This is a genomic window from Natronorubrum sediminis (assembly GCF_900108095.1).
GTDB lineage: Archaea > Halobacteriota > Halobacteria > Halobacteriales > Natrialbaceae > Natronorubrum > Natronorubrum sediminis.
Map to the genome: position 1 here is coordinate 253296 of NZ_FNWL01000003.1, position 13122 is coordinate 266417.

Sequence of the window (13122 nt, forward strand, 5' to 3'; positions counted from 1 at the left end):
TTACGGTTCGAACCCAGGATAGTCTCTCGTCGGAACAGGTAGACAATAGGGGATATATTATATGAACTGACGTGTTACCATCTGATCGGAGACGAAGAGTACCACCATGGACTTTAGCTATACGAACGAACAGGAGACGTTTCGCCACGAGTTGCGCGCGTGGCTCGAGGAGAACGCGCCGGAGGGTTGGCTCGAGGGCCCGGAACTACCCGACGACGACGCCGAACGCGTCGAATTCCTTCGAGACTGGCAACGAACGTTGGCCGACGATGGGTGGGCAGGCGTCCATTGGCCCGAGGAGTACGGCGGTCGAGGTGCGTCGTTGGTCGAGCAGACGATCTATCGCGAAGAGATGGCGCGGATCAACGCACCGCCACAGATTAACCTCATCGGGATCAACCTCATCGCGCCGACGCTGATCGAAGTCGGAACCGAAGCACAGAAACAACGATTCCTGCCGGAGATCCTCAGTGCAGAGGAGATCTGGTGTCAGGGGTACTCCGAGCCGGAAGCGGGGTCGGACGTCGCGAGCCTCACGACGAACGCCGAGGCGAACGGCGACGGCGAGTGGCTCGTCAACGGCCAGAAGATCTGGACCAGTTACGCGCACGTCGCCGATTGGTGTTTCCTCGTCACGCGGACCGACGACTCCGGAAAGAAACACGAGGGGCTCACCGTGTTCCTCGTCGAAATGGATCAGGACGGAATCAGCACGGAACCGATCCACCAGCCACACGACGATCGGACGTTCAATCAGGTCTACTTCGACGATGCGGTCGCATCTGAGGATCTCGTCGTCGGCGAGATCGATCGGGGCTGGGACGTCGTCATGACGCTTTCGGCGTTCGAACACGGTTCGACGTCGATCTATTCGATCGAACAACGGTATCTGGACCTTCTCGAGTACTGTCGGACCGAGACGCGAAACGGAATGCCGTTGGTCGAGCGGGACCGGATCCGTCAGCAACTGGCAGATTTCGACGCACGAATTCAGGCGGCAAAGGCCACCCACTACAGGAACGTCAGTAAACAGGCGGAGTCAGGAACTCCCGGGCCGGAGGGGTCGATGGACCTCCTCATCAGCGACGAACTCAGACACGATCTGCTCAACTTCGCGGTGAACGTCCAGGGGCCGGCCGCGGCCCTGTGGGAGAACGGCCACAATGCCTTCGACGAGACGTCCGGCTACATCCGATCGTACGGCGCGTGGATCGCCGCCGGAACGGGCGATATCCAGCGAAACATCATCGGCGAGCGGGTGCTCGGCTTGCCGAAGGACAACAAGAGCAAAACGAGCCACCGGAGTGAGTAACGATGGATGCGAGACTAACCGAGGAACACGAGCGCGTACAGGAGACCGCACGAAAATTCATCGAATCCGAGGGCGGAACCGACCTCGCGAGACGACAGGCGGACGGCGAGAACGTCGTCGACGACCTGTGGGACGAACTCGCCGATCTCGACTATACAGCGATCACCGTTCCGCTCGAGTACGGCGGATTCGGCGAGGGGATGGTGTACCTGGCGGCACTGCTCGAGGCGGCGGGTCGGTACGCGCTGCCCGGGCCGCTCCCCGAGACGGCGGCCGTCGCCGTGCCGTTGATCAGGGATCTCGGTACCGACGACCAACGGTCGACGTACCTCCCGGCGGTCGCTGATGGCGACCTACGTCTGAGCCTCGCCGTATACGACGACGAAACCGAACCTCTCCCGGGCAGTATTCAGATGGGAGCCGAGCGTCTCGGTGAAGCGGAGACGGCCGAGTTCCGGCTCGACGGGACGAAAACCCTGGTCCCGTACGCTGGGGAAACCGACGTGGTGATCGTCGCGACCCGAACCAGGGTGAGCCAGGGATACGACGGCGTCTCGCTGTTCGCGGTCGAAACCGATCACGATGCCGTCGAGACGACCCGGATGGACAGCCTCGATTGGGCCCGGCCGATGTACGAGCTTTCGATCGACGGACTCACCGTCGACGAGGAGGCGCTGATCGGCCCGCTCCACGGCGGCGGAAGCGCGCTCGTAACCGCGATGGATCGGTTTTCCGTCGCCGGCACCGCGATGCTCGTCGGAGCCGCTGACAGGGCAGTCGAGCTTTCCGCCGAATACGGCAACGAGCGCGAACAGTACGGGCAGCCGATCGGCCGGTTCCAGGCGGTTAAACACCGAACGGCCGATATGTGGGTTGACATGCAGGGTGCCCGCTCGCTGGTCTACTACGCCGCGTGGGCTCTCGACGGAGACAAACCGGACGCCGCACGCGCTGCCGCCGCAACGAAATCCTTCGCGGCTGACCGCTTGCACCGCGTCTTCGGCGACGATATCTGGAATCACGGCGGGATGGGGTTCACCTGGGACCACGACGCCCACATCTACCTGAAACAGGCCAAGAGCTGGCGAAACTTCCTCGGTTCCCCCGAAGCAAACCGAGACCGACTCATCGACGCACGACTCGCGACCGAACGAAACCGGTAAGCACGGCCCATCACTCGAGGGATTCGATCGGCGCTTTTGATTCGTCCAGTGGCTCTCTCCGGGCGGTCGGTACGTCCCGGTCTCGTTCTTCCGGATTTCCCACCGCTGAAACAGCAAGTCGTCAGTCCATAGCGTTATATGTGTGTTTGCTGTTACACAGTGTCATGATACGTTCCGAAACGCCGCTGTTGGATGGGTTCGGTGGTAATGCCGGTGACGGTGGTACGTTCTCTGGAACGTAGGCAACAGTCGAGGTTGGAAAGACGATTCATCCACGAATCTACTATTGGCACCGATGCGTCCGTCGCTTCCTTCAGCAGGGTGGTACTTCTCCACAGTATCGTGTCGACGGTCTCTCCAGTTCGAGACCACGGTTCCGCCCGGAATGGTGGTGGCACGACCGCACGTTCTCAGTCTATCGTAACAACTGAAACGGGTTACACACTGATCGCCGAACTGTTTGGTGATCAGGGGTGCACTGACGTGCAGTAGCTACGAGAGTGCGACCTGCTGACTCGATCGCCTTTTCGGTAACCGAATCGAACCATCACGTTTCGTTATACAATATGGCTACCTTCGCCTTTTCTCTCACACCTAACCCGACTAACTCTCTCCATTGATTAACACCCTAAGGGTGTTATTCGTGAGTCTGGCTCTGTTACTGTCCCATGTGAACACGACTCATTGACGTTGCGTTTCTCTCGGCCGGAGAACGTGTTTCGACGGCCGACAACGACACTGGTCGCGTTTGCGACACCGAAACGGTGAACGGCTCTCTCCGACTACCGAATCCGTCGACTCACTCCGACATCAACCGTCTCGGCGCGGGTTTTCGAACCGGAAGCGATCTATCGAGATACGACCACGAAGTCGATCTTTCGACCACCCGTACACTTATCATGTCGGTTGTCGACACACCACTTGCTAACTGTCCCATGCTCTCTCAACAGAGGTGTCGATCCGATGGTTGTAATTGACGGTACTGGCGGGTACGTTCCGCTGTACCGAATCGATCGTAGCGATATTGCCGACCAACACGGCGGTCGCGGTCGCGGCGAGAGTGCGGTTCCCGCTCGCGACGAAAACCACGTGACGATGGCGAGTGAGGCGATGACGACTGCGCTCGACCGATCGGCGGCGGCGGCCGACGACGTCACAGCTGTGTTCACGGCCAGTGTCAGCGACCGATTCGCCGAACACGGTATCGCTGCCCAGATCGCGTACAGGGCCGGTCTGTCGAGCGACGTACGAACCGGGGATTTCCAGGGTAGCGGCCGTGCAGCGGCCGACGCGCTGGCGACGGCAACCGAGTACGTTCGCGCGACCGACGCCCCCGTCGTCGTCGCGGCGGTCGACGTCATGCCAGTCGAACCCGGCGGCGACGATGAATCGATGATGGGCGCCGGCGCTGGCGCACTCGTTCTCCGACCAGATAGTGACGACCCGATGGCGACGATCGACGCGGTCGGCCAGGCGACGACGGGCTTTCTCGAGCGCCATCGTGAACACGGCGAGTCGGCCACTGCCGGCGATGCTCGATTCGAGCGCCGCAAGGGAGTCACGCCGGCGGTCTCGACGGCATTCGACCGAGTCGAAACCGACGGAGAACTCGAGTACGGCGTTGCCAGCGCACCCGGGTTTCGACTCGCTCGAGCGGCGCTCGAACCGATCGACACCGAACGCGTCTCGACGTGGAACGAAGTCGGCTACGCGGGAACGGCGACGCTGTTGCTCGATCTGTGTCACGCGATCGAGTCCGTCGACGCCGGTTCGACGATCGGTGCGGTCGCCTACGGGCAGGGCGGTGCCGACGCGTTCGTCGTCTCGGTTGCAGATGGCGCGAGCAACCTCGACGGGTTGACCGTCGCGAAGCAACTCGAGGCAAAGGAGTACGTCCCGTACGTCAAGCATCTTGAATACCGCGAGCGATACGACTACCAGGGAGTGCCAAACGCATGAGCGGACCACGATATCACCGAACCAGGAGACAAGATCAGCGGCTGGTGGCCTTCGAGTGCCAGTCGTGTGACTACGTATCGTTTCCCGACGAAAAACGGACGTGCAAACGCTGTGGCGACGCACCGGCGACCTTCGAGGAGGTACAGCTTGCCGAACGAGGCGAGATACAGACCTTCGTCGTCCAGGAGTACCTCCCCGACGACATCGAAGTGCCACAACCGCTGGCGATCGTCGACCTGCCACAGGCGGACGGGTCGGGCGAATCCGCTCGCGTCTACGGGCTGTTGACCGAAACGGAACTCGAGGAACTGTCGGTCGGGACCGAGGTCGTCGCCCGGTTCCGTGAACTGTTCGACGACGGCGAGCGGCCGATTAACTCCTTCAAGTTCTCGGTCCCCCGCGAGGTGAAACGATGACCGACGCACACGTCGTGGGATCGGGTATCATCGACTTCGGCGAGAAGTACGAGTGGTCGTTCGACGACCTCCTCGAGGGGGCGTACCTCGACCTCGTCGAAAGCGTCGATCACGGTATCAATCCGACGGCCGACATCGACGCGATCTGGTACGGCACCCTCGATATCGCGAACGAGGGATCCTCGGGCGCGGCCGTTGCCCACGCAACTGGCCTCTTCGAGAAGCCGGCGACCCAGATCGTCAATGCCTGTGCAACTGGCAGCGACGCGTTCCGAAACGCTGTCCAGGCCGTCAAGGCCGGCGACATCGAGGTTGCACTCGTCATCGGCGCGGAGAAGATGCTCGATTCGACGGAAGGACTCATCGGCGGCGCCGCCCTCGAGCGCCTCTGGCGCGGGCGAGGCGTGACGATGCCCGCGTTCTTCGGCATGCGAGCGACTCGGCACATGGAGCAGTACGACACCACCCGCGAGCAGATCGCGGAGGTATCCGTCAAGAACCACGAGAACGGGACGAAATACCCCCACGCCCACCAGCAGTTCGAGTGCTCGGTCGACGACGTTATGGAATCAGCGACCGTGTCGTACCCGCTCAACCTCTACGACTGCTGTCCCGTGACCGACGGCGCGTGTGCGGTGCTCGTGACCAACGACGAGCGTTCCCGCGAGTTTACCGACGCGCCGGTTCGCGTCGCCGGCTACGGCTTCTCGACGGACTCGTTCATGCGCGGCGACGACCTGGCGCTGACGAACTTCCCGGCCTCGAGGCAGGCCTCGAGTATGGCCTACGAGCGGTCGGGCTACGGCCCCGACGATATCGACGTCGCCGAGGTCCACGACTGCTTCTCGATCACCGAACTGATCACCTACGAGGACCTCGGGTTCTGCGAGCAAGGAGAGGCTGGTGCCTTCATCGACGAGGGCATTCCACATCTCGACGGCGAAAAGCCGGTGAACCCCTCCGGCGGCCTCCTCTCGAAGGGCCATCCGATCGGGGCCACCGGCGTCGCACAGATTGCCGAAATCTTCGAACAGCTTCGGGGCGAAGCTGGCGACGTGCAGGTTCCCGACGCCGAGGTCGGCCTCCAGCACAACATCGGGATCGGTCGCAATGCGACCGGAGCGGTGTCCTGTGTGAACGTTCTGGAGCGGTAGTCTGCGTAACTCCCCTTTCCGTGTCGTCTTTGCCCTGAACTATTTTGTCGCGGTCTCGAGAAACGACCCCACCCGTTCGACGAAGTACTCCGGGCGCTCCTCGGGAATCCAGTGACCGGCGTTCTCGAGGACCTCCCCCTCGACGTCGGTCGCGACCGCGTTCATGTCCTCGATTGGAAGGCTGCGAAACGACGCCTCACCGCCGAGTGCGAGCACGGGTATCTCGAGGGGCGTTTCGGCGTGAGCTGCGTTGTTCTCGGCGTCGTCGTCGTACGCACGGTAGTATTCGAAGCCCCCGCGAAGTCCGCCGGGTTGGGAGTAACAGCGAACGTACTCGTCTCGGGCGTCGGAATCGATCGCGGCGGGGTCGTACGCGCCCTTCTTGTAGAACCACTCGAGGTACAGCCGTTCCCGACCGGCGACGAGTCGCTCCGGCAAGTCCCGAACGCCGTGGAAACGCGTGTGCCAGAAGTGACGCTTTTCGTCTTCGCGGATGCCCGGCAGCCCCGCCTCGAGGACGCACAGCGCCGCGACTTCTTCTCTATACTGGGCCGCGTACGCGTAGGCCGTCGGCATCCCCCAGTCGTGCCCGACGAGCGCGATTCGTTCGTCACCGTGTCCGAGTGCGTGGACGAGTTCCCGAATATCCGTCGCGACGGTGTCCTTGTCGTACCCTGACAGTGGCGTCGTTGAATCACCCATCCCACGAAGATCGGGCGCGATCACGGTGTATTCGCTGGCGAACGCCGGAATGACCTCCCGCCACTCGTACCAGGTCTGTGGCCAGCCGTGGAGCAAGACCAGCGGCGGGCCCGACCCGGCGGTTACGTAGTGTATCGAAACGTCGTTGACACGCTCCGTCCCGTGCGCTCCCTCGTCGATTCCGTTCGACCTAGTCATATGACAACTGTTATCACGACAATAGTTCACCCTTTGCATTCTGGGGCCGGGTTCGCCCGATGGCTCACCGCGGCGATTCTGGCCAAGTCCGCGGCCTCGAACGAGGATTAGTCCGGTCGCTCCATCTCGAATCGATTGTCGATCCTGTCGTAGGATCCACCGGAGAGTCGACCGACGATGTCGAGTTTCGACGTGTCGACTTTTCCGTTTGTGGTGACGTCGTCGCGGACGTAGACCGAAACGACTTCTCCCAAGACGAGCGAACTCGAGCCGACGTCGAGAACGTCGTGTAGTTCACACTCGAAGGCGGCGGCCACCCCCGCGACTCGAGGCGGTTCGACGACCGCAGCGGCTTCTCGCTCGAGATCCGCGTCGTCGAACTCGCTCTCGGACGACGGCAGTTCGGCGCTCGTCTGATTCATCGCGTCGGCGAACTCGTTGGTGACGAGATTGACGACGAACTCTTCGGTTTCTCGGACGTTGAGCGTCGTATCCGTGAGGCCGTCAGGTCTATCGATCGGAGAGAACATGAGGATCGGCGGATCGACGCTGACGGCGTTGAAGAAGCTGTAGGGGGCGAGGTTGTCGACGCCTGCGCTGCTTCGGGTACTGATCCAGCCGATCGGACGTGGAACGACGAGCCCGGTCAGGGTTCGGTACATCGAGTGGGTGTCATCGCGTGGGTCAATCTGCATTGGTGATCGTCCGTTAATCCTCGAGAAAAGAAACCAAACGAGTTTCGGTTCGCGGGCCGATCAGTCCGAGAGTTCCGCGCGTTTGATCTTCCCGCTCGCTGTCTTCGGGAGTTCACCGATGAATTCGATTTCGCGTGGATACTCGTGTTTCGAGAGTTCTTCTCTGGCGAAGTCGCTGAGTTCGTCCTCGAGTTCCGGCGACGGCTCGTACTCGCCGACGAGGGTCACGTACGCTGCGACGAGTTTGCCGCGGGTTTCGTCGTCCTTGCCGACGACTGCAGCCTCCTCTACCGCAGGGTGGTTCAACAGCGTCTCCTCGACTTCTTCGGGACCGATGCGATAGCCCGAGGAGATAATGACGTTGTCAGCGCGACTCACGTACCAGAAGTAGTCGTCTTCGTCTCGTCTGGCGAGATCGCCGGTTCGCAGCCACTGGCCGGTAAACGTATCGAGGCTCTTCTCGGGACGCCCCCAGTACGACCCGGTCGGGGATTCGGTGCGTTTGATCGCGATCTCGCCGACTTCTCCCTGTTCGACTTCGTTCCCGTCTTCGTCCAGTAACGTAACCTCCGCGCCGGGAAGGACTCTCCCCATGCTGCCGGGTTTGACCTCCCAATCGTCGAACGCGTAGTTGCAGACGACCATCCCGCCTTCCGTGAGGCCGTAGGAGTCCTGTGGCGGCGCGCCGAGTCCCTCTTCACACCAGTCGACGGTGTCCTGATCGAGTGCCTCCCCCGCCGAGATCAACACCCGGAGATCGATGTCGTACTCGCTCAGATCGATCCCGGCGGCTCGAGACTGGCGGAGTGCCGTCGGGGGAATCATCGCGTTGTCGACGCCCCACTGCTCGAGGGTCTCGAAGAACGTGTGAGGGTTGAACTGTCCGCGATAGCAACCGATCGCTGTCCCACGGATTCCGGACATGATCGTGCCCATGTTGAGTCCGTACGACCACGAGGGCGATGCGGCAACGAGGTAGACGTCGTCGGGACGCAAGTTGACGACGTACTCGGTGTATGCATAGAGTTCGACGGGCGCTCGGTGTGGACTGAGCACGCCCTTCGGCGAACCCGTCGTTCCGGAGGTGTACGTGAGGGTGAACGGGTCGTCTGGATGTGTCTCGACGGCGTCGAAGTCGTCGTCGTGATCCCGAACGACGTCGTAGCTGTCGACGGCTACCGAACCGTCGACGGATCCACCGTCTACGGTGACGATCCGATCGAGTGCAGGCAAGTCAGCATCGACGATCTCACAGCCGCTCTCGGTCGTAAACAGGACCGACGCTCGCGAGTCCTCGAGTCGATAGTTCAGCGCGTCCGGTCCGAAGACGGGAGCCAACGGAAGATAGATTCTGCCGGCTTTGATCGTCCCGAAGACGACTGCGTACAGCTCGAACTGGGTGGGGAGTTTCGCGCCAATTCGGGCACCGCTGTCCGTGTGTTCGACCAAGTAGTTCGCAACCCGGTTTGCAGCGGCGTCGAGTTCGGCGAACGTGTACGTCTCCGTCTCGCCGCTCTCGAAGTCACGGATTCGGAGGCCGACCTCGTCCGACTCACCGTGGCGGCCGAGCGCTTCGGTCCCGATGTTGAACGACTGCCGGTCGCCAACGTGGGCGTGTTCCTCCCAACCGGCTTCGTCGTCGTACAGAGTGGCTGCCGCTTCGTATGCATCCTTGAATGGCATACGTTGACAATTACCTGTCTATCGGTATAGAGTTTTTGTTCGACACGATCATCGTCGGGATGATTCAGTAGAGTCATCGGATCTCAGTAATTCGCAGCCGCTTTGACGTCTTCGAACCGTCGCTCGAGTTCGTCCATCCCCCACTCGTAGACGTCCTCAGGATCCTCTTCTTCGACGATGAGTCGGTTGGTCATCTGGGCGTCGATGTCGAACGAGAGCAAACCGAGCGTCTCCGGCGTCGTCGGACTCTCCGAATCCGATACCTGCGGTGCAATCTCCTGGAGGAGGTACTCGTTTCGCTCGAGGAAGTAGCCATCGTCAATCTGGAACACGTCGGCGCTGCGGTACTCCTCGTGCTCGAGAATCGATTCGTACGGTGGCAGGAATCGCATCGGCTCCATCAAACTGACGTCGATGTGTCGGTCGGGACCGTACATGTACCGATTGAAGTCTTTCGCCCCGTCGGTGTGGGTCGCGCCCTCGAGTACCGGTGCACCGGTCATCGTTACGAAGCCGCGAACGTCCGGATCGACGCCCTCTCGGTGGGGCACGACTTCTTGTTTCGTGTTGAGCGCGACCTCCTCCGCACCGGCTTCGTAGGCTGCCGAACAGACCCACGCGTTGAGCATGATACACTGGCCGAGACGGCCGCTTGCCCAGTACTCGATCGTCGTGCCATAATCCAGACTCGCCGGGTCCGGCGAGTACTGTTCGAGTTCCTGGAGCAACTCGAAAACGGCCAGGACGTCGTCTTCCTCGTAGGCTAACTCGACTTCGTCGTCACTATTCCATCGAAACCGGTCGCCACCGGCGTTCACGAGCCAACACGAGAAGTCGGCGTCCGGTTTTCCTTCCGGACCGGCCGAGAGCCCGAACCCACGGACGTCGTTGTCCATCTCGTCTATCGCCTGCGCGTTCTCGAGGAGGTCGTCCCACGTTTCGGGAACCTCGAGATCGAGTTCGTCGTAAAGGTCTTCACGATACTGTAGACACCCGATGTACGGGCCGTGTGGAATATTTACGATCTGCTCGTCGATCGGCTCGAGGAGGTACTTGAACACCGGCTCACCCCACTCGTCTTCGAGGTCGTCGAGCACGTCGCCGACGTCGGCGAGTTGTCCCTGATTGACCAGGTCGCCGATTTCGGGGAGGCTCGCGTGGAATATTCCCGGTGGATCCTGTGCCTGCATCAACGTCGCGAGTCGCTGTCGCCCGACTTCGTCGAGACCGGTGTACTCGTGTTCGACGGGGAGCCCGTACTCCTCCTCGTAGCCGGGAATGAGGTCGTTCTCCCAGTACTCCTGCCATTCGTCGCTCGACAGATCGGTGAGTATGTGCAGTTCGTCGTCGTCTGAGCCGCCGATGCACCCGGCTACGAGACCTGCTCCAGCAACACCGATCCCTCCGAGTGCGTCTCGGCGTGTAATGTTACCGTTTGACATGCTCTAGCGGATAACACGACAGGAGATAAAACAGTTCTCCCGATTGATCTCGTCGGTCTAGTACGATCGAGGAAGTCCGAGATGATGCTCTGCGATGTAGTTTTTCGCCATCTCGTTCGACACTGGCACGGTCTGTGTGAGACGTGAATTTTGCCAGATTTTGTACACCTCGTACTCTTTCGTGAATCCGTTCCCGCCGTGGGTTTGAATCGCTCGCGACGCCGCTTCAGTGCTGAACTCACTCGTCAGGAGTTTCGCGGCGTTGGTCTCTACGCTGCAGTCCTCGCCGGAATCCCACTTCGAGGCGGCGCTATATGTGATTTCTCGAGCGGCCAGGAGTTTGGCGTAGGACTCGGCGAGTGGGTGTTGGATCGACTGGTGGGAACCGATGGGGTGTCCGAAGACGTCGCGGTCGTTCGCGTATTCGACTGCGAGGTCGACCGCGCGCAGTCCGCCCCCGAGCGCGCTTGCTGCGCCGGCGATGCGTTCGGTATTGAGGGTGTCGAACATGAGTTTGAACCCGTCGTCGACGGTTCCGAGAATGTCGTCTTCGTGTACGCGGAGGCCGTCGATAGAGACCTGATACTGGTGTTCGAACCACGGCACCGCCGTGTCGAGCGTCGACAGCGAAACCGCGTCACGTTCGGCGGGTTCGGAGATCAGAAACAGCGTACCGCCGTGAGCCGGGTTCGATGGATCGAACGGTGACGTCCGGGCGACCAACAACATCTCGTCCGCGGTTTCGACGCTACTGATGAACGTCTTTTCGCCGTGGATGACGAACTCGTCCCCATCGCGCTCGGCGGTCGTCTCGATCGAGAGGGTGTTCGTTCCCGCGTTCGCCTCGGTCAGCCCCATACAGAATTTCATCTCGCCGTCGACGATCTGGGGGAGGTACGTCGACTTCTGTTCGTCCGTACCGTGGCGTTGGATACTGATCCCGCCGAATACCGGCGTGAGGATGAAGATGATACCACCCTGCCCGCCGCCGCGCGCCAACTCCTCGATGACGATGGCCATCTCGTGCATCCCCATTCCCTCGCCGCCGTACTCCTCGTCGATCGCGACACCGAGCCATCCGTTGCCCGCGAGTTCCTCCCAGTACTCCTCGGGGAATCGTTTTTCTTCGACGTGTTCGCGCCAGTATGTCGGATCGAAATCAGCGGCGAGGTCTTGGACTGAGTTACGGATCAACTCGTGAATGTCAGTTTCGCGGGTCGGCATACACGGTATTCACCGCAACCATCAATAAATCAACCACATTTCGTCGCTGTTACGGTTCGCTCTGGGCAACTCGATCAGATGGATTTAATTTCCGCGTGTAGCGACTCGAGTTCTTCTTGCACTGGAACGATTTCGTCCCAGTCGAACCACAACACGTCGTCCGGGTGATCCGTATAATCGTGGCGCTCGGTAATCTCGTCGGGCGGATCCTCGAGTTGCACCGGATACCGGTGACCAAGCGTTAATTCGACGGCGTTCTCGCGTTCGTAGAGGAAGTTGAGAAGGTCGTAGACGTCCTCTTTCATTTCACTTTCATCGACGACAGTGAAGGCAGTCGAGTAGGTCAAACAACCCTCTTCGGGGATAACGTAATCGACGGGATGACCCTCCTCGACGAGGTTTTCGGTACGGCCACCCCAGCCTTCGACCAGATGCGCCTGCTCTTCGCGAAGCAGACGCATCCACTCGTCGCCCGCCACCCAGTAGTTGAAGGTGTTTTGATGGAACTCCTCCATCTCGCTTGCAACTTCGTCCCAGAGATCGTTGTCGTTGACCGCCTCGGCCGGATCGATATCGAGGAGTGCACTGGTATTCGCGAATCTGGTAACCGCGTTGTCGTGTAACGTCACCGTGCCCTCGTGTTCGGGTTCCATGATGTCTTCCCACGATGTCGGTTCAGCCTGCTCGGTACTGTACGCGATTCCCTGTGAGTTATTGTAGTAGAACGTTCCGAGGTCGTGTCCCTCGAGAAACGGTGCGTCTTGCCAGGAATCTTTGATATTGTCGTAGTTCGGAATCTCTCCGTAGTCGATTTCGGCGAACAGTTCACCGTCGTACTCGAGACGATGTTCGGAGAAGGCCGCGGGCACGAGATTGGTGAAGTCGAACTCCTCCGGACTCGCTGCGATGAGTTCGAGGATTTCACTATCGTCGCTCACCTCCTGGTGTGTCACGTCGACTCCGCTCTCTTCGGACCACTCCTCCATGACCTCGCGTTCTGACTCCTGGGTGATTCCACCGCGACTGATATACGAGAGCGTGTCTCCGCCACCGCCGATACACCCCGCGAGGATGGCCGTGCTCGCGATCGTTCCCGTTCGTAATACGTCTCGTCGTGACACTGTTTGTGAATAGCTACCGTCCGACATATGTTCGTAGCACATCACGTATCAGT

General features: G+C 60.6%; 11 protein-coding genes. 5 read left to right on the forward strand and 6 right to left on the reverse strand.

The features are described from left to right. The first annotated feature begins 106 nt into the window (after nucleotides 1-106). From BLW62_RS14890 to BLW62_RS14910, 5 genes are all read left to right on the forward strand, one after another. Nucleotides 107-1312, forward strand: coding sequence for an acyl-CoA dehydrogenase family protein (locus BLW62_RS14890; protein ID WP_090507820.1), 1206 nt, complete (start codon nucleotides 107-109; stop codon nucleotides 1310-1312). A 2-nt stretch (nucleotides 1313-1314) separates the two neighbouring features. Next, nucleotides 1315-2475 carry an acyl-CoA dehydrogenase family protein gene (locus BLW62_RS14895; protein WP_090507821.1) on the forward strand — a complete coding sequence of 387 codons (1161 nt, stop codon included), beginning with the start codon at nucleotides 1315-1317 and terminating at the stop codon, nucleotides 2473-2475. Between the two features lie 963 nt (nucleotides 2476-3438). Further along, nucleotides 3439-4434: a hypothetical protein gene (locus tag BLW62_RS14900; RefSeq protein ID WP_090507822.1), complete on the forward strand. Its 996-nt coding sequence runs from the start codon at nucleotides 3439-3441 to the stop codon at nucleotides 4432-4434. Continuing rightward, on the forward strand, nucleotides 4431-4850 hold the full coding sequence (locus BLW62_RS14905) for an OB-fold domain-containing protein (RefSeq protein WP_090507823.1): 420 nt from the start codon (nucleotides 4431-4433) through the stop codon (nucleotides 4848-4850). The genes BLW62_RS14900 and BLW62_RS14905 overlap by 4 nt, the downstream gene beginning before the upstream one ends. Further along, nucleotides 4847-6004: a thiolase family protein gene (locus BLW62_RS14910; RefSeq protein WP_090507824.1), complete on the forward strand. Its 1158-nt coding sequence runs from the start codon at nucleotides 4847-4849 to the stop codon at nucleotides 6002-6004. Before BLW62_RS14905 ends, BLW62_RS14910 begins: the two co-directional genes overlap by 4 nt. Before the next feature lie 39 nt (nucleotides 6005-6043). Here the strand turns inward: BLW62_RS14910 and BLW62_RS14915 are convergent, their stop codons facing one another. The 6 genes from BLW62_RS14915 to BLW62_RS14940 form a co-directional block, all read right to left on the reverse strand. After that, on the reverse strand, nucleotides 6044-6904 hold the full coding sequence (locus BLW62_RS14915) for an alpha/beta fold hydrolase (RefSeq protein WP_090507825.1): 861 nt from the start codon (nucleotides 6902-6904) through the stop codon (nucleotides 6044-6046). A 107-nt stretch (nucleotides 6905-7011) separates the two neighbouring features. After that, nucleotides 7012-7599 carry a flavin reductase family protein gene (locus tag BLW62_RS14920; RefSeq protein WP_090507826.1) on the reverse strand — a complete coding sequence of 196 codons (588 nt, stop codon included), beginning with the start codon at nucleotides 7597-7599 and terminating at the stop codon, nucleotides 7012-7014. 60 nt (nucleotides 7600-7659) lie between these two features. Continuing rightward, nucleotides 7660-9282 (reverse strand): acetate--CoA ligase, encoded by a 1623-nt coding sequence (locus BLW62_RS14925; protein WP_090507827.1) that lies wholly within the window; start codon nucleotides 9280-9282, stop codon nucleotides 7660-7662. 83 nt (nucleotides 9283-9365) lie between these two features. Beyond that, a complete protein-coding gene (locus tag BLW62_RS14930; RefSeq protein WP_090507828.1) occupies nucleotides 9366-10724 on the reverse strand; it encodes an ABC transporter substrate-binding protein in 1359 nt (452 codons plus the stop codon). A 57-nt stretch (nucleotides 10725-10781) separates the two neighbouring features. Next, nucleotides 10782-11948, reverse strand: a complete 1167-nt coding sequence (locus BLW62_RS14935; RefSeq protein ID WP_090507829.1) for an acyl-CoA dehydrogenase family protein — start codon at nucleotides 11946-11948, stop codon at nucleotides 10782-10784. 74 nt (nucleotides 11949-12022) lie between these two features. Beyond that, nucleotides 12023-13069, reverse strand: a complete 1047-nt coding sequence (locus BLW62_RS14940; RefSeq protein ID WP_245726731.1) for an ABC transporter substrate-binding protein — start codon at nucleotides 13067-13069, stop codon at nucleotides 12023-12025. Nucleotides 13070-13122 lie beyond the last annotated feature (53 nt).